This window comes from Acidimicrobiia bacterium (assembly GCA_035651955.1).
Taxonomy (GTDB): domain Bacteria; phylum Actinomycetota; class Acidimicrobiia; order IMCC26256; family JAMXLJ01; genus JAMXLJ01.
The window spans coordinates 63,848-84,017 of record DASRES010000016.1; the positions used below are offsets into that span (position 1 = coordinate 63,848).

The following is a 20,170-nucleotide window of genomic DNA, read 5'->3' on the forward strand; positions in this document are numbered from 1 at the left end:
CCGGCCTCCGGCCACGCCTGCGCTACGTCTCCGTTGCGGTCGAGTTCTTGCATCCCCGCCACGGGCCCGGCTCAATCGTGGGCCGGTACGCTCCCCGCCGATGAACTTCGTGGGCCACCTCGCGCTGGCCGCGCCGCGCGGACGATCGCAGCCGGAGTTCGCGCTCGGTGCGGCGTTGCCGGACTTCGCGGCGATGGCCGGGGTGCGGTTGACGGCGGCCGGCGGCGCCGTCGGTGCGGGCATCGCGCACCACCGCGCGTGTGACGAGGTGTTCCACGCACACCCGTGGTTCACCGCGCGCTGCTACGCCCTGCGCGACGCGCTGCTCGCGTCCGGCGTGCCGCGCGGACCGGCGCGCGCCTGCGCGCACGCCGGAGTGGAGCTGCTCCTCGACGGCGCGCTGATGACGGACGAGCAGGTACGGACACAGGTCGACGACGTGTTCGCGCGCGCCTCGGACGCGCCGCGCGACGTCGTCGAGATCGCTCCGGCGCCGGACCGCGACCGCTGGCGCGGCGCGCTGGTTCGCATCACGACGACGCTCGACCCGGGTCGTTACGCGGACGTCCGGTTCGCCGCCGAGCGGCTGCGCCGCATGACCGCCAGGAGGCCGCGGCTCGCGCTCCCCGTGGAGGACCTCGGCACGGTGGCGGCACAGCTCGCGGCAATTCGGTCCGACGTCGTGTCGACCGCGCAGGACGTCGTCGACGACGTCGCCGGCCGCCTCGGGAACGACACGTGAGCGACCGGTTCGTGCCGTCGGCGCAGACGCGCGGTGTCCGCGCCCGTCTGGACCATCCCGTCATCGACTCGGACGGGCACCTCGTCGAGTTCCTCCCCGTGATCCGGGACAACGTGGTCGAGCTCGCCGGTGAGACCGTCGCGCGTGAGGTCGACCGGATGGTGCACGCGAGCTCGTTGCTGCGCCAGGTGCCACCCGGCGACGCGCGCCGCGCGATCGGGCGGACGCGCAGCCCGTGGTGGGGCCTCCCGTCGGCGAACACGCTCGACCGCGCGACCGCGATGCTCCCCGCGCTCCTGTATCGCCGACTCGACGAGATCGGGATCGACTTCGCGGTGCTCTACCCGACGTACGGGCTCACCGTGACGGCGTACCCCGGTGACGAGCTGCGTCGTGCGATGGCGCGCGCCTGCAACACGTACTACGCGCAGGCGTACGGACCGTACGCGGACCGGCTCGCCCCGGTCGCGTGCATCCCGACGTTCACACCGGAGGAGGCCGTCGACGAGCTGGAGTACGCCGTCGGCGAGCTCGGGTTGAAGGCGGTGATGCTCTCGGGCGCCATCCCCCGACCCGTGCCCGGAGTCGACCACCCTGCCGCGCGGTGGATCGACACGCTCGGCCACGACTCGGCGTACGACTACACGCCGGTGTGGGAGGCGTGCGATCGGCTCGGCGTCGCGGCGACGTTCCACGCGAGCGGACAGGGATGGGGGACGCGCGCGTCGACGACCAACTACATGTACAACCACATCGGGAACTTCGCCGCAGCCGGCGAGGGCACCGCGCGGTCGCTGCTCTTCGGCGGCGTTCCCCGTCGATTCCCGCGGTTGCGGTTCGCGTTCCAGGAGGGCGGGGTCGCGTGGGCGTGCAGCCTGCTCGCCGACTTCCTGGGACACTGGTCGAAGCGCAACCGGGACGCGATCTCCCACTACGACCCCGCCCGCCTCGACCGGGCACGGCTCGACGCGCTCGTCGACGAGTTCGCCGGCGACGACGTGCGCGCGCGACGCGACCGGATGGACGAGGCGCTCACGATGCTGTCCGAGCCGGGCGAGGATCCGGCCGTGATCGACGAGTTCGCACAGAGCGGGATCGAGCGACCCGAGGACGTCGTCGACGTCTTCGCGCACCAGTTCTTCTTCGGGTGCGAGGCCGACGACCCGCTGAACGCGCTCGCGTTCGCGCGGTCGCTGCACCCGCTCGGGGCGCGCCTGCGCGCCGTGTTCGCGTCGGACATCGGCCACTGGGACGTCCCCGACACGCGCGACGTCCTTCCCGAGGCGTACGAGCTCGTCGTCGACGGCCATCTCACCGAGGACGACTTCGCGGACTTCGTGTTCCGGAACCCGGCCGCGCTCTGGAGCGCGGCCAACCCCAAGTTCTTCGCAGGAACCGTCGTCGAGGACGCAGTCCGCGCGTGCGACCGTCAGGAAGGAGCGAGCTGATGCCGATCGACGGCTTCACGGAACCGGGCTTCGAGCAGGTGCGCGACGCGTTCGCGAAGAACTTCGAGGCGGGTCGCGAGATCGGCGCGGCGTTCTGCGCGTACCACCGCGGCAGACCGGTCGTGGACCTGTGGGGCGGCGAGACGAACGTCCGCACGCACGCGCCCTGGGAGCGCGACACGATGGTCGTCGTCTTCTCGACGACGAAGGGCGCCGCGGCCGTCTGCGCGAACAAGCTGGCGCAGGAGAATCGCCTGGACGTGACCGCGCCCGTCGTCGAGTACTGGCCCGACTTCGGCACGGCCGGGAAGACGGGGATCACCGTCGAGCAGCTCCTGTCGCACCAGGCCGGCCTGGCGTGGGTCGACGCACCGCTGACGCTCGACGAGGCGCTCGCGTGGGAGCCGATGATCCACGCGCTCGAGGACCAGGCACCCGCGTGGGAGCCCGGGACCGCACACGGGTACCACGCGGTCACGTTCGGGTACCTCGTCGGCGAGGTGGTGCGGCGCGTGACGGGCCGGACGATCGGCACGTACTTCCGCGACGAGGTCGCGCGCCCGCTCGGGCTCGACTTCTGGATCGGCCTGCCCGAGCAGCACGAGGCACGGGTCGCCCGCCTCTACGGCGGGATCCTCGGCGAGGCATCTACCTCGCCCGGCGAGGAGGCGCGCTCCTCGATGGCAGACGTGCTCGGACCCGACTCGATGACGGTCAAGGCGTTGAGCGCCGGAGGCTCGTTCTCGGGTGACGGCATCTTCAACACGCGCGCGATGCACGCCGCCGAGGTCCCTGCCGCCGCCGGGATCGCGGACGCGCGTTCCGTCGCGCGCATGTACGCGGCGTGCATCGGCGACGTCGACGGCGTGCGCCTGCTGACCGACGCGCAGCTCCGCGACGCGACGACGCAGCGCACGAGCGGTCCGAACATCGTCCTCATGGACCTCGACCTGCAGTTCGGGCTCGGGTTCATCCTGCCGTCGAGCCTCATCCAGCTCGGTGGGCCGCGCTCGTTCGGGCACTTCGGTGCGGGCGGCTCGGCCGGGTGGGCGGATCCCGACGCGCAGCTCGCGTTCGGGTACGTGATGAACCGGATGGAGCTGGGCCTGGCCGGCGACCAGCGCAGCTACACGCTCGTCAACGCGTGCTACGACGCGCTCGCCTGAACGTCCGCGTGATCACGCGAGCGTCGGGAGGACGCTCGACGCGCCCGCGAGGAACATCGCACCGACGACGAGGCTGCCGACGCCGGTGAGCGCGGAGACGACGAGGTAGGCACGCGAGCCGCGCGACGCGGTCGCGAACCCGAACGTCGTGGCGAGCGCGACGGCGGTGTTGGCTGCGAACAGCCCGACGAGGAACGCGGCGAGCAACAGCACGCCACCACCCTTCCCGCTCACACCCGCCGCGGTGGCGAACAGCACCACCTGGGTCGGGGTCTCCGCGCCGACGCCGTGCAGCATCCCGACCGTCAGCGCGGTCCCGAAGCCGTACGTGGCGAACGGGTCCTCCTCCACCTCGACGACGTGGTGGTGCACGTGCCGGTGGCTCTGCGTCACCACGCTCTGCCCCGCCCGTGTGTCGCCCGTCGGCGCGGCGTGCGTGTGCGGGTGGCGCGCGTCATGTTGGTGCGCGTGGTCGTGCTCGATGACGACGACGCACGACCCGCGCGGCTTCCGGCGCAGGGCCCGCCGCGCGAACGCGAACACCAGCATCCAGCGGCTGCGCATCCGGAACGCGCGCCCCTGCTTCGGGAGCTGCACCAGGACGTAGAGGCCGAGCGCGACGAGCGTCGCACCGACGACGCGTGCCATCACGTCGTCGATGCCGGACGGAAAGTGCTCCGACAGCGCGATCACGGCGAGCCCGATCGCGAGCACGACCACGCCGTGACCGATCGCGTACGCCGTCGCGAGCAACATCGAGCGCCGCGGTGCCGGTTGCGCGCCCGTGATGTCGGTGATCGCGGCGAGGTGGTCCCAGTCGAGACCGTGCCGGAACCCGAACCCGACCGCCGACGCGACGAGCCCGATGCCGAGCGCGCCCGTTGCGCCCACCACTTCGCCGACCATCACGTCATCCTCGCACCGACGCGTCCGGCTCGATGCGGACGGGCCGGAGGAATTCGCCGACGAGCGTCCGGTCCCACCAACGCTTCGTCTGCCGGCGCTCGCGGCGCGTCGTGAACCGGTAGTCGTAGAGGTGTGCGCGCACGAACACCGGTGGCGTGTCGGGGAACGGGTTCGTGCGCAGCAGCTTCAACGTGTCGCGGTCGTTGCGCAGCAGCCGCTCGACGAACCCGCCGAACCAGCCGCGCGCGTACGCGGGCGAGATGCCCGCGAACCACATCATCCAGTCGAGGCGCAGGTGGTACGGCGCGACCTGCGGCGGCCGCCGGCGCAGGTCACCCGGCTTCCCCTTGAACCCGTACTCCCGCCACGTCGTCGCGTCGGTGATCACCGCGTCGGTCGTCCCCTCGACCACGACCTCCCGGCGGACGCGCGTGATGCCGCCGAACGCGCCGTACGTGTTCACGAGGTGGAGCTGGTCGAACGACGCGTTCATCAGCTGTCGGCGCGACACGAGGTTCCGCGCGGGCCGGTAGCTCAACGCGAGCACGAGCACCGTCACCGCGATCACGACGGCCTCCCACCACGCAGGCGACCCCATGTGCAGCGGTGCGGTGAACGGCAGCGCGTGGTACAGCAGGCCGTCGCCGAGGACCGGGATCGCGAGCGTGATGGTCAGCACGTTGAGCCACGCGAAGTTGCCGCTGAGGACGAGCCAGCACTGCGTGACGATCATCACGAGCGCCGCGAACCCCGCGACGGGCTGGGGAGCGAAGAGCAGCACCGGCACGACGAGTTGCGTGAAGTGGTTCGCGAGGACCTCGGCCTTGTGCAGCGGCATCGGCAGCCGGTGGAACCACCAGCTCAACGGGTTCGGCATCGGCTGCGTCTCGTGGTGGTACCTCAGGCACGTCAGGTCGCGCCAGCAGCGGTCACCGCGGATCTTGATCAGTCCCGCGCCGAACTCGACGCGGAAGAGCAACCAGCGCAGCAACCACAGCACGAGGACGGGCGGTGCGACGCGCGACGGGCCGAGGAAGATCGCGAGGAAGCCCGTCTCGAGCAGGAGCGACTCCCACCCGAACCCGTACCAGGTCTGGCCGACGTTCACGATCGAGAGGTACGCAGCCCACAGGAACGCCCACGTCAGCATCGATCCCCAGAGCGGCGCGCCCTCCGGGACACCGGCGACGGACGCGAGCGCGACGACGAAGCCCGTCCACGTGAGCGCCTCGAAGAAGCGATCGGAGTAGTGGACGTGGAAGACGCTCGGCGCGCGCGTGAACGGCACGGACGCGACGAAGCGTGGGATCGGCAGGATCCCGTGCTCCCCCAGCAGCGGCCGGAACTGGTTGCGGGCGACGAGGAACGCGATCGCGTAGACGACCGCGAGCGCCCGGACGAACACGAACCGGCTGAGCCAGTAGCCGTCGGCGTGGAACCAGCTCATCTCGAACCCCGAAGATGCGGCACTCGGTCCCGGATTCCGGGAGTCAGTGCCGCATCATCGTCCCGTCGGCGTACCCGTGCCGCGACATCCCGACACCGTCACAGGATCGCCCGTCGGCGGAGGGCGTGGAACGCGAACGCGCCCGGGACGATCGGGAGCCAGAACGTGATCAGCCGGGAGGCCAGCACACCCGCCACGGACGGGCCGACCGGCGCGCCCAGCTGGGTGAGCCCGGCGACGAGCGCGGCCTCGAACGCACCCAGCCCGCCCGGCGTGGGCGCGGCCGCGGCGACGACGGCGCCGACGAGGAAGACGGCGATCACGTCGAGGACGGGCAGCGTGTTCCCGAACGCGTGCAGCGCGAGCACGAGCGCGAGCGCCTGCGTCGCCGTCACACCAGCCGACCCCCCGAACAGCGCGAATGCGCGCCGCGGACGCCGCGCGACGTCGACGATCGCGTCCCACGACTCGCGCGCCGCCGCGAGGAGCCGGTGCAGACGGTGACGCCAGAACCAGCATCCGGCCCCGAGGACCACGACGAGCACCGCGAACGGGATGGCCGAGTAGTGCGGGAGATGCGGCGGCCGGGGCGCGTGCAGACCGCCCGCGATCCCGACGATCGGCACGATCGCGGCGACGAACGCGACGTGCACGAGGAACCCCGCGACGGTGTTGAGCCCCACCGCGGTGAGCGCCGCGGGACGCGACGCGCCCTCGCCCTCGAGGTAGCGGATGTTGGTGGCGAGACCGCCCAGACCGGAGGGCGCGAGCTGGTTCGTGAACGCGACCGCGAGCTGCACGAGCGAGGTGCGCCGCCACGCGATCGGGCGGCTCGTCGCGCCCTGCAGCGCGAGGCCCGCGGCGAGGAAGCTCAGCGCGTAGACGGCGAGCGCGCCGAACAGCCATGCCACGTCGGCATGCGACGCCGCGTTCAGCGTGCGGTGCGCGTCGCCGACCTGGCCGAGGAGCGCGTACACCGCGAACCCGACGGCGAGCAACGGCACGACGTTGCGCACCGCGACACGCAGCGGCCGTTGGACCGGCGTGGCGCGCCCGCCGGTCAGGCCCGCGATCGTCGCACGCACCTCGTCGAGCACCTCGGCCCGGCTCCGGAGCGCGTGTCGCGTGCGCGTCGTGAGCGTCAGCGGCTGGCAGCTCGGCAACGCGGCGACGACCGCGTCGCGACCGAGCACCGCGACCGCTTCGTGCACGGCGCGCTCCGCGCCGACGAGCAGTGCGGTCGACGTGCACAGCTCGGCGACGTCGCGCGCGAGGCGCTCGCGTGTCGCGTGCGCGCCGGCCGCCGCGAACCCGACGAGCACGGGCCGGCCCGACGGCTCGACGACGATCGCGTCGGCGTCGAGCGCGCCGTGCGCGATCCCGGCCCGATGCAGCGCGGCGACCGCCTCCCAGCACCGCCGCAACGTCGTGGCGTCGACCGTCTCGAGCTCGGCGAGGCTGCGGCCCGCGACCCACGACCGCGCGAGCACGGCCTCCCCCTCGTCGATGGGCGATGCGGTGAACACGCGCGGCACGCGCACCCCCGCCGTGTGCGCGAGGGTGAGCATCAGCGCCTCGTGCTCGACGCGGTGCTGGGGCGACACCAGCGCCGGAGCGTCACCCAGGTCGCGGTACACGACGATCCGCCACGACCGGTACAGCCAGTCGACCTCGCGCTGGTCGCGGCCGACGACCTTCACGAACAGGCGCGCGCCGTGGGCGGACGTCGCGCGGTACGTCGGCGCGCCGTCATGGTCGTGCGGCATCGGCTCGAGCACGCAGGGCTCGAGGCCGAGGCGCTCGAGTTGCTCGGCGACGAACGCGGGCGTCGGGACGCCACGCGGCGCGCCGACGGTGACGTGCAGCAGCGACCCGACGCACCAGCCGACCGCGGCACCGCCGACGACGTCGATCGGGAGGTGCGCACCGACGTAGACGCGGGCGACGGCGATCGCGACGACGAGCAGCCACGCGAACCGGCGCCCGGATCGTCCGAGATACGGCGCGGCGACGGTCGCGAGCGCGGCGGCGACGGCGACGTGCGTCGACGGGAACGAGAATCCCGGGGCGCGGACGCCGTGCAGCACGGCATGCGAGACGCGGACGTCCGGCGCCGGCTCGGCCACGACGGCCTGGAGGACCTTCGCCGCCACCCACGCCACGAAGCCGCCGACCGCGACGAGGACAGCGAGCCGGAGCCGGCGCGAGAGCACGCAGACCAGCGCAAGGAACGGCAACGCGCCGAGTGCGCCGAGCTGCATGACGCCGACGAACGGCGCAGCCGCGCCGGACGGCAGCCCGTTGACGACCCGGAACGCCCATCGCTGCACCGCCCCGGGATCGCCCGTGCGCGCGACGAATGCCGCCGCGATGAAGACGACCGCCGCCAGCGCCGCACGGAGACCGTCTCCGGGATGGCGGCTCGACCACGGTCGCGGGCGCGGTGCGACCGCTGCGCCGGGTGCGGTGTCGAGCGCCTGCACGCCGCGTTGGTACCCACCGGATCCCGTCGCGGTTGCGAGAAGCATCGTGGCACGACAAATCCCGGCGCATCGCGTTTGCGGCGCCCGGTGGGTGGTCACAGATCGCGCGTGAGCCGAGCCGGCAAGGCTGCCGAGAGGATCCTCGGTCACGAGCCGGGGAGCAGGCAGGATCGGGACTCGTGATGGCGACGGTCGTTCCCGTATGAGCACGGCGTCGGCGCGTGTCCACGCCCGGCGCGAGCAACGCCGCGCCGAGGAACGGCGGGTGCTCGCAGAGCGGGAGATCGCCGTCTGGGCCCTGGCGGCCGCGGCCGGTTTCGTGGTCGCGGTCAGCTTCGAGGCGCTGTTCCACGTCGAGGTCGCGCCGATGACGGGCAACACGATCGCCACAGGCGTGCAGCTCGGTACTCGTGGCGTCGACGCGTCGTTCGTGCGCGCGATCCCGATCCTCGCGTTCGTGCTCGGGGTGGCCGGCGGCATCGTCATCGCCGAGGAGACCGCACGCCACCAGGTGCGGCGCACGCTCGCGATCACGCTCGCCGTGGAGATCCTGTTGCTCGTCCCGTACATGGTGTGGGCGTCGTCGCTGTATCGCGATGGCGCGGTCCGCGCGGGCTCGCACTGGGTGCTCGACGGGGTGGTCGTCCTGCCCTCGCTCGCGATGGGGTTCCAGACGGCTGCGTTGCGCCGGGTGCGTGGCCAGACCGCACGCACGACGTACATGTCGGGCGTCCTCACCCGGGCCGCGGAGGAGAGCGTGCGGTTCCTGTACTGGCGGCGCGACCAGAAGCGCGGTGAGACCACGCTGCCGTGGCACAACGAGCCGTCGCTCGTCCGCATCGCCCTGCTGGCCGGGATCTTCGTCGCGTACGCGGGTGGCGCGATCCTCGGCGCGTTCCTCAAGACGCGCTGGGCGATGTGGTCGCTCGCGGTCCCGATCGGTGTGCTCGTGACGATCGTGCTCGCCGACGTAGCGATCGCGAGCGGCCCCCCGAGCCGCTGACCGGCTACTCGCGCCGCGAGACGAACGCCTCGCCGGGGAGGTAACGGACGCTCACGTGGGCGACGGCGACGAGACGCTCGTCCTGACCGACGTCGACGACCTGGACCTCCGCGACCCCGGTCGTGTCCGAGACGCGCAGCGGGCGACCGACCGCACGGATCGGCCCGACGCGCGCGGCGGCCAGGTACTGCACCGACATCGTCGACGTCGCGACCGGGCCCCACCCGTTCGCAGCCGCGAGGCAGCTCGCCCCGGCCGTGTCGACGAGCGTTGCGACGAGCCCGCCGTGCATCGCACCCGACGGCCCGCGCAGATCGTCGGTCATCTGCAGCTCGACGCCCCGGACGCCGTCGCCGTCGTCGAAGTGCTCGACGGTCAGCCGATCCAGGAATTCACAGCCCAGCGGCATGCGGTGGAGGTTACGCAACCCCCCGCCGACCATGGTCCGTGTACGGACGACCACGGTGGGGCACGATGGGCGCCAAGTACGGACGGAGCCGAGCCGGGCGCGGAGCGCGAGACGGCTCGGCCCGAGGGAGTCATACACATGGTCCGGGGAGCACCGAGGGGAACCACCCGGCACGCGCGCGCCCTCACCCGGCTCGCGTGCGTCGCCGCCGTCGCGCTCGTCGCCGCCGCGTGCACCGCACCGTGGACGACGTACCACGTCGACAACACGCGCGAGGGGTCCGTGTCGTCGGGACCGACACCACCCGTCGCGAACAAGTGGACGTCGGGATGGATCGACGGCTGGGTGTACGCGCAGCCGCTCGTGTACAACAACCGCGTCTACGTCGCGACCGAGAACAACAGCGTCTACGCGCTGGACCTGCAGACGGGCGCGGTCGACTGGCGCGTCGAGCTCGGACCGCCGGTCTCGGCCGCGTCGGTGCCGTGTCCGCTCGACATCGATCCGCTCGGCATCACCGGCACACCGGTCATCGACCCGTCGACGAACACGATCTACGTCGTGACGGACGAGTCCGGCACGAAGCCGGCCGCGTTCCACGAGCTCGTCGGTCTCGACACGGAGACGGGCGCGGTGCGCGTCCGTGTGTCGGGTGACCCGCCGGGCGTCGACCCGGTCCTCGACCATCAGCGTCCCGCGCTCGCGCTGGCGAACGGTCGCGTCTACTGGGAGTACGGCGGCGCCGACTGCGGCACGTATCACGGCAAGGTCGTGAGCGTGAGGACCGACGGCACCGACCCGCTCGTCTACACCGTGCCGAGCATCAACCGCGGGTCGATCTGGGGTCCGTCGGGTCCGGCTGTCGACAGCAACGGCAACATCTGGGTGTCGACCGGCGACGGCACGTCGACGATGACGTACGACTACACGACGTCGGTCCTCGAGCTGTCGCCCGACCTCCAGTTGCTGGGGTACTTCGCGCCGAGCAACTGGGCCACGCTCAACCAGAACGGGCAGGAGCTCGGTTCGACCGGACCGTTGCTGCTGCCCGGCGGGTACGTGTTCCAGGTCGGCAAGAGCGGCGACGCGTATCTGCTGAGCCAGGCGAACCCGGGCGGGATCGGCGGCCAGCTCGCGTCGCTGTCGATCGGGTGCAACGCGTCGGGCGGGAACGCGTACAGCAACGGCGTCGTGTACGTCGCGTGCCTCACCGGGACGGTCGCGGTCTCGATCGATCCCGGCCCGAGCATGCACGTCCTGTGGCGGTCTTCGGTGAAGACGACGGGCTCACCGATCGTCGCGGGGAGCACGGTGTGGACGATGCTCGTCGACCAGGGCGTGCTCTACGCGTTCGACGCGAAGACCGGCGCGATCCAGCAGCAGCTCACGATCGGGCAGGCGCGTCACTTCATGTCGCCGACGGTGTCGGGCAACCTGCTCGTCGTCGGCACGAGCCACACCGTGCAGGCGTTCCAACCCGCGTCGTAGAAGTCCCGACTACTTCGGTGCGGGCCGGACCGTCCAGTTCCACGTGCGGTAGTCGCTGAACGCGCCCGTGTGCGGGACGCTGTAGGCGTTCGTGAACCAGACGACGCCTTGCGACTGGCTGGTGTCCGACGACGGATCCGGGCTCGCGCCGGAGTAGTCGCCCCATCGGCAGACGCCGGGATGCTCGGAGGTGTTGCACCCACCGTCCGACAGCGGGCCGGTGGAGCTGTTCACGACGACGATCCCCGACATGGTGCCCGTCCCGACCTTGGTCACGACCCGGTCGTCGACGGCCTGGGTCGACGACCCCGTGTTGAACCCGAGCGCCATCGCGTTGCCGTACTGCCTGGCCGTGCCGTTGACGCGGCGGTCGGGCGAGATCGCGGCGTTGAAGAGGAACAGGCTGCTGCTCGTCTCGACTCCGGACTGGAACACCGTCGGGGTCGCGGGCGTCGGGTTGATCTCGTACCAGCGCACCTCCGCACCCGCGCCGCCGAACACCGTGTGCTGCGTCCACACCGCGAGCTGGTTCGACTGTGACGGGTCGACCGCCTCGACCGCCTGCGTGACGCGCCCGTCGAGGGCGTCGAGCGGGTAGGTGGCGGGCGACGGTTGCGGGACGTCGGCCGGCACCGAGTACGACGGGACGGTCAGCGTGCGCGCGGAGGAGAAGCTGATCGTGCTGCCGTTGTCGGTCACGCCGAAGAGCGACAGGTACGCGCCGCCGCCGCTCGGGATCGCGAGCACGTCGTCGGTCGCCGCGCCCTCGACGTCGTTCGCGGGCACCGGGGTCCACGCCTCGCTGCCGTCCGCGTTGACGATCCCGGTGTCGGCCGAGCCGTTCAGGGCGGTGCACGTGCTCCCGCTCGGCGGCTTGAACCACGCGATGAGGTCGCCCCGTGTGGTGTTGCGCGGCGTGAAGACGTTCGTGCCGACGACGACGAGGTCGGCCGAGTCGCCGAGCTTCGGGTAGTCCGGGAAGTTGCTGCCGTAGCTGTACGTGAGTCGACACCAGTCCGCCGCGCTGCTCGGCGTCGACGTGAGGCTGTACCCGATGCGCAGGTTGTTCTGCGTCGCGCTGACCGCCTCGACCATCACGTAGTAGAAGCGCTGCGATGCCGGGTCCCACATGATCTGCGGGTCGAACACCGAGCTCGACGTCGGTGCACCCGACAGGGAGTTGAGCGTCCCGGTCGACACCGGTGTGCTGGAGCTGCGGTCGTAGATCGCGAAGTCGCTGTTGACGAACTCGATGAAGCGCGTGGACCCGACCGAGCTCGTCGAGTCCGACGGCGAGTAGTCGACGTCGTTGATGCCCTGCCAGCTCTGCAGGACGGACGCGCTGCTCCCGCTCGACGCGGTCGACCCGCTCGACGGCGCGAGCACGTGCGCGCGGGCGTCCGCGTTCGCCTTCTGCGCGGCGTACGCGACCGGGTCCTTGGGCAAGGCGTGCGCCATGGCCGCGCGTTGGGTCGGCGTGCGCGGACCCGGTTGCGCCGTGGGGGCGGTCGGCGTGGCGACGACCGGCGTCCCGTGCGTGGGCGGAGCCCCGCCCGCGGCAGCTGCCGGCGCGGCGGCCGCGCCCGGTGACGCCGCGATGCCCGGCGCCAGCGCCGTGACCGCCATGAGGAGCAGGCCCGCCGCGGCCGTGGTCAGACGTTGCGCAACGGGCATGAGCCGGCCCTCCGGTCCGTCGGGGCAGTACAGCAGGGCCCGCGCGGCCGCACAAGGGAGTCAGCGCACCTCGCGCAAGCGTCCGGTCTCGACGTCGTACACGAACCCGCGCACCGCGTCACGTTCGGGGATGAACGGGTTGGCGCGGATGCGGGCGATCGACTGGCGCACGTCGCCGTCGACGTCCGTGAACGCCTCGAGCGCGAACGGTGGGCGCAGACCGGTCTCGGACTCGATCTCGTCCTTCACCGGGTCGTCGCGGAACCGCAGCATCCCGCAGTCGGTGTGGTGGACGAGCACGATCTCCTCCGTCCCGAGCAGGCGCTGGGACACGACGAGCGACCGGACCACGTCCTCGGTGATCACGCCGCCCGCGTTGCGGATCACGTGCGCGTCACCGGACTCCAGGCCCAGCGCGCGTGCCGGGTCGAGTCGCGCGTCCATGCACGCGACGACCGCGACGCGCGGCCCCTTGGGCGCGCCGGCACGGACCGAGAACGACTCGGCGAACCGCTTGTTGTTCTCGAGCAGCTCGTCGGTGACCGACATGCACGTCCTCCTCGTTGCCCCGTCGTGGGCGACGATTCTTACGGCGCGGCGGCGGGCGACTCCACCTCGGCCTTGATCCGTTCGAGGGTCGTGCGCATGCCGTTGCGGTTCGTCCGGCCGCGTGCCCAACCGAGCAGCGCCCAGTAGATGCGCATCGGCCACACGTCGCGCAGCTCGAACGACTCCGTCACGTCCGTGCCGTCACCGGCCGGCTGCATCCGGTACCGCCACGTGTTGAGCGGCTTGTCGCCCGGCCCGACGCCGAACGCGAACTCGCGCGGAGGATCGCACGTGACGACCGTGCACGTCGTCCAGTAGACGGGCCACTTCTGGTTCCGCTTGACGTGGCCGCGAAAGCGCGCCCCGACCGCGGGGCCGGTCGCGCCGTCGAGCCACTCGGCCTCGAACGTCTCCGGGCTGTAGCGGCCGATCTTCGTCACGTCGCTGACGAGGTCCCAGACGTTCTCGGGCGGGACGGACATGTGGACGGTGACCGATCCGTGCATGACCGCCACCGTACGACCCGGGACGCGACCGTGCCGGTCAGCGGCTCGCCGAGGACCGGAACTTGCGGATCGACAGCGCCGCGAACACGACGGTGATCCCGACCGCCCACGCGAGCGCGATCCACGGGTCGTTGCCCGCCGGGCGGCCGTTGTACAGCGCGCGGCTGGCGTCGGTCACGATCGTGAACGGGTTGTGCTCGGCGATCGGGCGCAACCAGCTCGGCATGTTCTGCGGCGACACGAATGCCGAGGAGATGAACGTCAGCGGGAACATCCACACGAAGCCCGCGGAGTTCGCGGCCTCCACGGACTTCACGGACAGGCCGATGAGCGCCTGGATCCAGCTGAACGCGTAGGAGAAGAAGAACAGCAGCGCGGTCGCCGCCACACCGCCGAGCAACGAGCCCTCGAACCGGAACCCGATCGCGAACGCGACGGCCAGCATGATGACGAACGCGAGCAGGTTGCGGACGACGTCGCTCATCGTGCGGCCGATGAGCACCGCGGACTGGTACATCGGCAGCGACCGCAGCCGGTCGACGAAGCCCTTGGTCAGGTCGTCGGCGATGCCGATCCCCGTGAACGTCGACCCGAACAGGACGGTCTGGGCGAAGATCCCGGGAACGACGAATTGCTTGTAGTTCGAGTACCCCGGCACCGAGACCGACCCGCCGAAGACGTACACGAACAGGACGACGAACATGATCGGCTGAATCACGACGAAGCCGACCAGGTCCGGGTTGCGCGGCAGGGCGCGCAGGTGACGCGTCGCCTCGGTCCACGAGTCGCGCAACACCCAGATGACGCCCCGCGGCGGCTCCTGCACCTCGCGGTCGACGGGAACGGTCGTCGCGGTCATCGCGCACCTCCCGCCGCGACGGGCTCGTGGTCGGGTTCCTCGTCGCGCTCCTCCTCGGCCGCGTGGCCCGTCAACGCGAAGAACACGTCGTCGAGCGTCGAGCGGCGGATGCCGACGTCCTGCACGTCGATCCCCGCGTCGTCGAGCGTTCGCACGACGCGCGGGACGAGGCCGCGTACGTCGCGGACGGGCACGAAGACGTGCCGTCCGTCGCCGTCGACGTGCGCGTCCCCGACCGCGAACTGCGCCAGCCGCGCGATCGTCTGCGGCACGGTCGCGGCGTCCGCGACGACGACCTCGATCTGCTCACCGCCGACGCGGCGCTTGAGCTCGGCCGACGTCCCCCGCTCGATCACCGTGCCGTGGTCGATGACCGCGATCTGGTCGGCGAGGCGATCGGCCTCCTCGAGGTACTGGGTGGTGAGCAGCGTCGTCATGCCACTCCGCACCAGCTCGTCGATCAGGTCCCACATCGCGTTGCGGCTCCGTGGGTCGAGACCGGTGGTCGGCTCGTCGAGGAAGAGCACCGACGGGCGGCCGACGAGGCTCATCGCGATGTCGAGACGCCGGCGCATGCCGCCCGAGTACGTCCGCACGACGCGCTTGGCCGCGAACTCCAGGTCGAAGCGCTCGATGAGCTCGCCCGCGCGCCGGCGCGCCTCCGGTCCGCGCGCGTGGAACAGGCGCGCCACGTGCTCGAGGTTCTCGAAGCCCGTCAACCGCTCGTCCACCGCCGCGTACTGACCGGTCAGACCAATGCGTGCACGCGCGCGGCGCGGCTCGCGCACGACGTCGATCCCGTCGATGAACGCGCTGCCCGCGTCGGGCTTCAGCAGCGTCGTGAGGATCCGGACCGCGGTCGTCTTCCCGGCACCGTTCGGCCCGAGGACACCGAGCACGGTGGCGCGCTCGACCACGAGGTCGACGCCGCAGAGCGCCTGCGTGCTCCCGAATCGCTTCACCAGCCCGTGGGCTTCCACCGCGTGCATGAGCTCGCCACCCTATCGACGCCGCCGACCGTCCTCGGAGCGCATTTCACGCGCTCGAACGGTCTGACGACGACACGCGGCGACGGATCTCATCGGCGCGCGGCGCACGTGCGCCGCGGGTCACACGGGCGCGGCCGCAGCGAGCGGCCTCCGCTCAGTCCTCGGCGTGGGTCGGGTGCAGCCGCTGCGCGAACAGGAACCGGAAGATCAGCGTCGACGCGTCGATCTCCGTCGTCGTGTGGCCGAACTGCTTCTCGAACCCGGGCACCGGCTTCCCGGGCCACGAGTGACCACCACCGTCGACGATGTAGAACTCCGTCGCGGCCGCGCAGTCGTGCCACGTTCGCAGCCGCACCTCGGAGGCGATCCGCGTCTCCGTCGGGTCCGGGTCGCAGCGATTGTGCAGCGCCCACGTCTCCATCGACACGTCGAGGCCGCGGTCGACCGGGAGGTTCTTCGGCGGGTTGCCCTTCCAGAGGTCGATCTCGGCGATCCGTACCGAGTTCAGGCCGCCGCCGGCGTAGGTGACGATCGGGTCAGCCGTCCCGTGGAACGCGATCACCGGGACGGGACGGCCGTGGCACCGCGGGTAGAACTCCGCGCCTCGGCGAGCCGGTCGAGCTCGTCGTCCGTGCCCGGCTTGCCGACGCGGCGACCGAGGTCGTGCTCGCCGATCGCGTCGACGGTCCGGCGCATCTCGTCGACAGGGCGCCGCGCGCGGCCGACGACCACCCAGATCAGCACGCCCAGCAGCACGCCGCCGACCGCGAGCATCAGGGCGAGCACACGCGCGATCGACGAGCGCACGCGGGCGACGCTCGACGACGAGCGCGCGACGACGAGCGTCACCGCTCCGCCCGACGGTGATGGCCGCGCGAGGACGCGCAGGTCGCCGACGCGCGGTGAGTGGAACGAGCGGATGCGGTCGCTCGTCGCGTCGCGCGCCGTCGCCAGCGCGGGCAGCCCGCGGGCCGAGCTGCTGGCTCCGAGCACGCGCCCGTCACGCGTCACGAACTGCACGTAGAGGTCGGTCGGACCCTGTTGCGGCAGCGCCTCGCCGCTGCGGATCGCCCGGGTGACGAAGTCGGCGTTCGCGACGAGCGACGAGTCGATCTGCGCGGTCATCCGTTGCTGGAGCACCTGCACGAGCAGGAACGCGGCGGCGCAGAGCGCAGCGACGACGACGAGCAACGCGCCGGCCGTGATGCGCGCCCGCAACGAACGGGGGCGGCGCCGGGTCACGGTTCGTCCGGTCGGAGCCGGTACCCCGCGCCGCGGACCGTCTCGATGCTGTGCCGCGCGAACGGCTCGTCGAGCTTCCGGCGGAGGTGCGCGACGTACACCTCGACGATGTTCGGGTCGCCGCGGAACGCCGACCCCCACACCGCGTCGAGCAGCTCGGCCTTCCCGACGGTCTCACCGGCCCGCTCGATCAGGTGCGCGAGCACCTCGGTCTCACGCGCGGTCAGATCGACGACGACATCGCCACGCGTGCAACGGCGCCGCAGCGTGTCCAGACGCAGGTCGCCGGCCACCAGCGCACCGGGACCGTGGCGCGGCCGCCGCAGGAGCGCGCGGACACGGGCCTGGAGCACGATCACCGAGAACGGCTTGACCAGGAAGTCGTCCGCCCCGAGCTCGAGCCCCTCGGCCTCGTCGTACTCGCCCGACTTCGCGGTGAGCATGAGGATCGGCGTCCAGTTCCCGTCCGATCTGATCGCCTCGCACACCCGGTAGCCGTTCATCGACGGCAGCAGGAAGTCGAGCACGATGAAGTCGAACGGGTCGGCCCGGGTGCGCGCGAGCGCGACCGCGCCGTCGTCGACGATCTCGACGTCGAGCCCGTCGGCCGACAGGCACCGCTGCACGCCGGTCGCGGCGGTCGGCTCGTCCTCGACCACCAGCACGCGCACGCGCACGGGATCGCACGGCGACGAACGGCCGTCATCCGTCCCGGGCCGGCCGCGTGGCCGCGATGAGTTCGCGCGCGTGCGATCGTCGGAACCGGACACGTTCGAAGCGGCGACGAACAGGAGCACCCATGCCCGCGATCATCCCGAACCTGTGGTTCGACACCGAGGCCGTCGAGGCGGCCGAGTTCTACGTCTCGATCTTCCCGAACTCGCGGATCACGAACGTCACGCACTACACGGAGGCCGGACCGCGACCGGCGGGCTCGGTCCTCACCGTCGACTACGTGCTCGACGGGCAGCGCTACACCGCGCTCAACGGCGGGCCCGAGTTCACCTTCGACGAGGCGATCAGCCTCGTCGTCGAGTGCGAGGACCAGGACGAGGTCGACTACTACTGGTCGAAGCTGTCGGACGGCGGCGAAGAGGGGCCGTGCGGCTGGCTGAAGGACCGCTACGGGCTGTCCTGGCAGATCGTTCCCACCGTCATGAACGAGGTCCTGAACGATCCCGACCGCGCGAAGGTCGCCCGCGTCGTGCGCGCGATGTTCACGATGAAGAAGCTCGACGTCGCCGCGCTGCAGGCCGCCGCCGACGGCGACTGACGCCCCGGGCACGACCGACGACGCCACCGCTGGCGATCGGGGTGCACGACTGGAACGATGGGACTCCGCGCAGGCCAGCGATCCGCGGAGGACGGGGTGGCGAGTCCGCAGCGCCGGGTGAAGGACGCCGCCAAGACGGCGTGGCGCACGGGCTCGCGCGCTGCGCTCGGCGTCGTGTCGAGCGAACGCGTGCTCAACGGCGCGAGCCAGCTGCTGCAACAGCTTCGTTACGACGTCGACGGTCGTCGGCGCCAGCTCGCGGCGCGGCGTGATCCCGTCGTCCGGCCCGAGATCGTCGACTGGACGGGCTCCGAGCCGCTGCGGCGCTCCGTGCTCGAACGGGACGCACCCTGGTTGCGTCTGGACCTCGCGCCGCAGCGCGTCGAGAGCCCGTCGATGATCGGCGACGAGGAGAAGCGCTACTACGTGTACCTCGGTCGCTTCTACGCGGGTGACGGTGCGGTGGTCGAGCTCGGACCGTGGCTGGGCGCGTCGACCGCTCGGATCGTCGAGGGTCTCGGCACGAACCCGAAGTTCGACGGCCGGCGCGTCGCGGTGTTCGACGACTTCGTGTGGCGCAGCTCGTGGATGGACGCGCATCTCCCGCCGGACATCGACGCGCCGGCCGACGGTGCGAGCTTCCGTCCGCTGTTCGAGCGGTTCGCCACGCCATACCTCGACCGTCTCGACGTGCAGACGCGTCGCATCGGCACGCCCGACGCCGGGAGTGCGGCCGGGGACAGCGCGCCGCCGCTCACGTGGGAGGGCGGGCCGATCGAGATGGCGTTCGTCGACTGCGGCCGGACGTTCGACGTGAACGAGGCCTGGTACCGCGTCCTCTCGCCGCACTTCCTCGCGGACCGCACCCTCGTCGTCATGCAGGACTGGCACACCCATCGCCAGGTACCCGCGCGCTGGTACAACCAGATCAAGGAGTTCACCGACAGCCTCGGCCCCACGTTCGACCTCGTGCACGAGGTCACGGTCGGCGGCGTCGCGACGTTCCTCTACCGGGGCTGAGGGTGCGGCGCGGTCCCGCGGGACCGCCCCTGCCGTGCGCCGATATTCACGCGCCGTCTGGGCCCTGGCGTGCTTACGCTTCGGCGATGAACGCGCGCCGGGACACGATGATCGCGGCCCAGTACTTCGTCGCGGTGTCCGGGCTCGCCGCGATGCGGCGCTGTCTCACCGAGCCGAGCGCGGTGCGGCCGCGCCTCGACGACGTCTGTCGCGTCGTCGAACATCTCGACGAGTTCCCGAACAATCTCGAGATCCCGGTGATCGAGCACGACGTCGCGTCGGGCTACGCGGCGTGGGCGCCCCGTTACGACGGTCCGAATCCCGCGCTCGAGGCGGAGACGCCGATCGTCCACGCGCTGCTCGACGGCGCGCCACGAGGCCGTGCGCTCGACGCCGCGTGCGGGACCGGCCGCCACGCCGCCCATCTCGCAAGCCTTGGCTACGACGTCGTGGGCGTCGACGCAACCGACGCGATGCTCGACGTCGCACGCGCGAAGCTGCCGACCTCGCAGTTGCTGCCGGGTCGTCTCGACGCGCTACCCGTCGACGACGCGTCCGTGGACGTCCTGACGTGCTCGCTCGCGCTCACCCACGTCGCGGCGCTCGGGCCGGTGCTCCGAGAGTTCGCGCGCGTCGTGCGCCCAGGTGGATGGGTCGTGACCTCCGACATGCATCCGATCGTCGTCGCGCTCGGTGGCACCGCGGTGTTTCCCGGTGAGCCCGGGACGTTCGACATCCGGCACGTGCCGAACCTGCTGCACGGTGTGAGCGAGTACGTCACGGAGGAGCGCGACGCCGGGCTCGTCGTTGATGCATGCCGTGAGGCCGCGGTGCCGGAGAGCGCCATCACCACGAACCCTGCGTACGCGGCAGTCCCGGATGGCGTACGCGAAGCATTCGCGGGGCTCCCGTTCATCCTCGCGTGGCGCTTCATCAGGTCCTGACCTCGACGCGGCACGCGACACT

At 71.7% G+C, this 20,170-nt stretch carries 20 protein-coding genes; 8 read left to right on the plus strand and 12 right to left on the minus strand.

The features are described 5' to 3' along the window. Nucleotides 1-100 precede the first annotated feature (100 nt). Genes VFC33_05110 through VFC33_05120 form a run of 3 tightly spaced genes read left to right on the plus strand, consistent with a single transcriptional unit; the run spans nucleotide 101 to nucleotide 3,356 of the window. Nucleotides 101-742 carry a hypothetical protein gene (locus VFC33_05110; protein HZR12611.1) on the plus strand — a complete coding sequence of 214 codons (642 nt, stop codon included), beginning with the start codon at nucleotides 101-103 and terminating at the stop codon, nucleotides 740-742. Beyond that, complete coding sequence (locus VFC33_05115; GenBank protein HZR12612.1) at nucleotides 739-2,190, plus strand: amidohydrolase family protein; 1,452 nt, start codon at nucleotides 739-741, stop codon at nucleotides 2,188-2,190. Before VFC33_05110 ends, VFC33_05115 begins: the two co-directional genes overlap by 4 nt. After that, nucleotides 2,190-3,356: a serine hydrolase domain-containing protein gene (locus tag VFC33_05120; GenBank protein HZR12613.1), complete on the plus strand. Its 1,167-nt coding sequence runs from the start codon at nucleotides 2,190-2,192 to the stop codon at nucleotides 3,354-3,356. Before VFC33_05115 ends, VFC33_05120 begins: the two co-directional genes overlap by 1 nt. Nucleotides 3,357-3,368: 12 nt before the next feature. Here VFC33_05120 and VFC33_05125 read toward each other — a convergent pair whose 3' ends face one another. The 3 genes from VFC33_05125 to VFC33_05135 all read right to left on the minus strand — a co-directional run bounded on the left by VFC33_05125 (nucleotide 3,369) and on the right by VFC33_05135 (nucleotide 8,192). Continuing rightward, entirely contained in the window at nucleotides 3,369-4,262 is an 894-nt protein-coding gene (locus VFC33_05125; protein HZR12614.1) for a hypothetical protein, read from the minus strand. A gap of 4 nt (nucleotides 4,263-4,266) precedes the next feature. Continuing rightward, nucleotides 4,267-5,709 (minus strand): lipase maturation factor family protein, encoded by a 1,443-nt coding sequence (locus tag VFC33_05130; protein ID HZR12615.1) that lies wholly within the window; start codon nucleotides 5,707-5,709, stop codon nucleotides 4,267-4,269. 98 nt (nucleotides 5,710-5,807) lie between these two features. Continuing rightward, nucleotides 5,808-8,192, minus strand: coding sequence for a lysylphosphatidylglycerol synthase domain-containing protein (locus tag VFC33_05135; protein ID HZR12616.1), 2,385 nt, complete (start codon nucleotides 8,190-8,192; stop codon nucleotides 5,808-5,810). Between the two features lie 202 nt (nucleotides 8,193-8,394). Here VFC33_05135 and VFC33_05140 point away from each other — a divergent pair, with 202 nt between their 5' ends. After that, nucleotides 8,395-9,195: a YoaK family protein gene (locus tag VFC33_05140; protein ID HZR12617.1), complete on the plus strand. Its 801-nt coding sequence runs from the start codon at nucleotides 8,395-8,397 to the stop codon at nucleotides 9,193-9,195. A 4-nt stretch (nucleotides 9,196-9,199) separates the two neighbouring features. On the opposite strand, the gene VFC33_05145 is transcribed toward VFC33_05140, so the two are convergent. Then, a complete protein-coding gene (locus VFC33_05145; GenBank protein ID HZR12618.1) occupies nucleotides 9,200-9,604 on the minus strand; it encodes a PaaI family thioesterase in 405 nt (134 codons plus the stop codon). A 138-nt stretch (nucleotides 9,605-9,742) separates the two neighbouring features. Here VFC33_05145 and VFC33_05150 point away from each other — a divergent pair, with 138 nt between their 5' ends. Further along, entirely contained in the window at nucleotides 9,743-11,092 is a 1,350-nt protein-coding gene (locus VFC33_05150) for a PQQ-binding-like beta-propeller repeat protein (protein ID HZR12619.1), read from the plus strand. A gap of 9 nt (nucleotides 11,093-11,101) precedes the next feature. Here VFC33_05150 and VFC33_05155 read toward each other — a convergent pair whose 3' ends face one another. From VFC33_05155 to VFC33_05190, 8 genes are all read right to left on the minus strand, one after another. Next, nucleotides 11,102-12,766, minus strand: a complete 1,665-nt coding sequence (locus VFC33_05155; protein HZR12620.1) for a hypothetical protein — start codon at nucleotides 12,764-12,766, stop codon at nucleotides 11,102-11,104. Nucleotides 12,767-12,826: 60 nt separating this feature from the next. Further along, the gene (locus VFC33_05160) at nucleotides 12,827-13,315 is read right to left on the minus strand and encodes a carbonic anhydrase (GenBank protein HZR12621.1); all 489 of its coding nucleotides are present in this window, start codon (nucleotides 13,313-13,315) and stop codon (nucleotides 12,827-12,829) included. 38 nt (nucleotides 13,316-13,353) lie between these two features. Beyond that, a complete protein-coding gene (locus tag VFC33_05165) occupies nucleotides 13,354-13,821 on the minus strand; it encodes an SRPBCC family protein (GenBank protein ID HZR12622.1) in 468 nt (155 codons plus the stop codon). A 37-nt stretch (nucleotides 13,822-13,858) separates the two neighbouring features. Further along, nucleotides 13,859-14,680, minus strand: coding sequence for an ABC transporter permease (locus VFC33_05170; GenBank protein ID HZR12623.1), 822 nt, complete (start codon nucleotides 14,678-14,680; stop codon nucleotides 13,859-13,861). Further along, complete coding sequence (locus VFC33_05175) at nucleotides 14,677-15,669, minus strand: ATP-binding cassette domain-containing protein (GenBank protein HZR12624.1); 993 nt, start codon at nucleotides 15,667-15,669, stop codon at nucleotides 14,677-14,679. The genes VFC33_05170 and VFC33_05175 overlap by 4 nt, the downstream gene beginning before the upstream one ends. A gap of 154 nt (nucleotides 15,670-15,823) precedes the next feature. Next, the gene (locus tag VFC33_05180; GenBank protein HZR12625.1) at nucleotides 15,824-16,231 is read right to left on the minus strand and encodes a hypothetical protein; all 408 of its coding nucleotides are present in this window, start codon (nucleotides 16,229-16,231) and stop codon (nucleotides 15,824-15,826) included. Further along, on the minus strand, nucleotides 16,228-16,911 hold the full coding sequence (locus VFC33_05185; GenBank protein ID HZR12626.1) for a HAMP domain-containing protein: 684 nt from the start codon (nucleotides 16,909-16,911) through the stop codon (nucleotides 16,228-16,230). The genes VFC33_05180 and VFC33_05185 overlap by 4 nt, the downstream gene beginning before the upstream one ends. Then, on the minus strand, nucleotides 16,908-17,582 hold the full coding sequence (locus tag VFC33_05190; GenBank protein ID HZR12627.1) for a response regulator transcription factor: 675 nt from the start codon (nucleotides 17,580-17,582) through the stop codon (nucleotides 16,908-16,910). The genes VFC33_05185 and VFC33_05190 overlap by 4 nt, the downstream gene beginning before the upstream one ends. Before the next feature lie 128 nt (nucleotides 17,583-17,710). Here VFC33_05190 and VFC33_05195 point away from each other — a divergent pair, with 128 nt between their 5' ends. From VFC33_05195 to VFC33_05205, 3 genes are all read left to right on the plus strand, one after another. Beyond that, nucleotides 17,711-18,184 carry a VOC family protein gene (locus VFC33_05195; protein ID HZR12628.1) on the plus strand — a complete coding sequence of 158 codons (474 nt, stop codon included), beginning with the start codon at nucleotides 17,711-17,713 and terminating at the stop codon, nucleotides 18,182-18,184. A 96-nt stretch (nucleotides 18,185-18,280) separates the two neighbouring features. Continuing rightward, complete coding sequence (locus VFC33_05200) at nucleotides 18,281-19,204, plus strand: hypothetical protein (GenBank protein ID HZR12629.1); 924 nt, start codon at nucleotides 18,281-18,283, stop codon at nucleotides 19,202-19,204. A gap of 86 nt (nucleotides 19,205-19,290) precedes the next feature. Next, on the plus strand, nucleotides 19,291-20,148 hold the full coding sequence (locus VFC33_05205; protein ID HZR12630.1) for a methyltransferase domain-containing protein: 858 nt from the start codon (nucleotides 19,291-19,293) through the stop codon (nucleotides 20,146-20,148). Nucleotides 20,149-20,170 lie beyond the last annotated feature (22 nt).

Bases quoted from the DNA above. Each gene is read 5' to 3' on its own strand.
- VFC33_05140 (HZR12617.1), top strand. From the start codon at position 8,395: ATGAGCACGGCGTCGGCGCGTGTCCACGCCCGGCGCGAGCAACGCCGC.
- VFC33_05125 (HZR12614.1), bottom strand. From the start codon at position 4,262: ATGGTCGGCGAAGTGGTGGGCGCAACGGGCGCGCTCGGCATCGGGCTC.
- VFC33_05150 (HZR12619.1), top strand. From the start codon at position 9,743: ATGGTCCGGGGAGCACCGAGGGGAACCACCCGGCACGCGCGCGCCCTC.
- VFC33_05155 (HZR12620.1), bottom strand. From the start codon at position 12,766: ATGCCCGTTGCGCAACGTCTGACCACGGCCGCGGCGGGCCTGCTCCTC.
- VFC33_05170 (HZR12623.1), bottom strand. From the start codon at position 14,680: ATGACCGCGACGACCGTTCCCGTCGACCGCGAGGTGCAGGAGCCGCCG.
- VFC33_05110 (HZR12611.1), top strand. From the start codon at position 101: ATGAACTTCGTGGGCCACCTCGCGCTGGCCGCGCCGCGCGGACGATCG.
- VFC33_05130 (HZR12615.1), bottom strand. From the start codon at position 5,709: ATGAGCTGGTTCCACGCCGACGGCTACTGGCTCAGCCGGTTCGTGTTC.
- VFC33_05165 (HZR12622.1), bottom strand. From the start codon at position 13,821: ATGCACGGATCGGTCACCGTCCACATGTCCGTCCCGCCCGAGAACGTC.
- VFC33_05205 (HZR12630.1), top strand. From the start codon at position 19,291: ATGAACGCGCGCCGGGACACGATGATCGCGGCCCAGTACTTCGTCGCG.
- VFC33_05145 (HZR12618.1), bottom strand. From the start codon at position 9,604: ATGCCGCTGGGCTGTGAATTCCTGGATCGGCTGACCGTCGAGCACTTC.
- VFC33_05175 (HZR12624.1), bottom strand. From the start codon at position 15,669: ATGCACGCGGTGGAAGCCCACGGGCTGGTGAAGCGATTCGGGAGCACG.
- VFC33_05160 (HZR12621.1), bottom strand. From the start codon at position 13,315: ATGTCGGTCACCGACGAGCTGCTCGAGAACAACAAGCGGTTCGCCGAG.
- VFC33_05120 (HZR12613.1), top strand. From the start codon at position 2,190: ATGCCGATCGACGGCTTCACGGAACCGGGCTTCGAGCAGGTGCGCGAC.
- VFC33_05195 (HZR12628.1), top strand. From the start codon at position 17,711: ATGCCCGCGATCATCCCGAACCTGTGGTTCGACACCGAGGCCGTCGAG.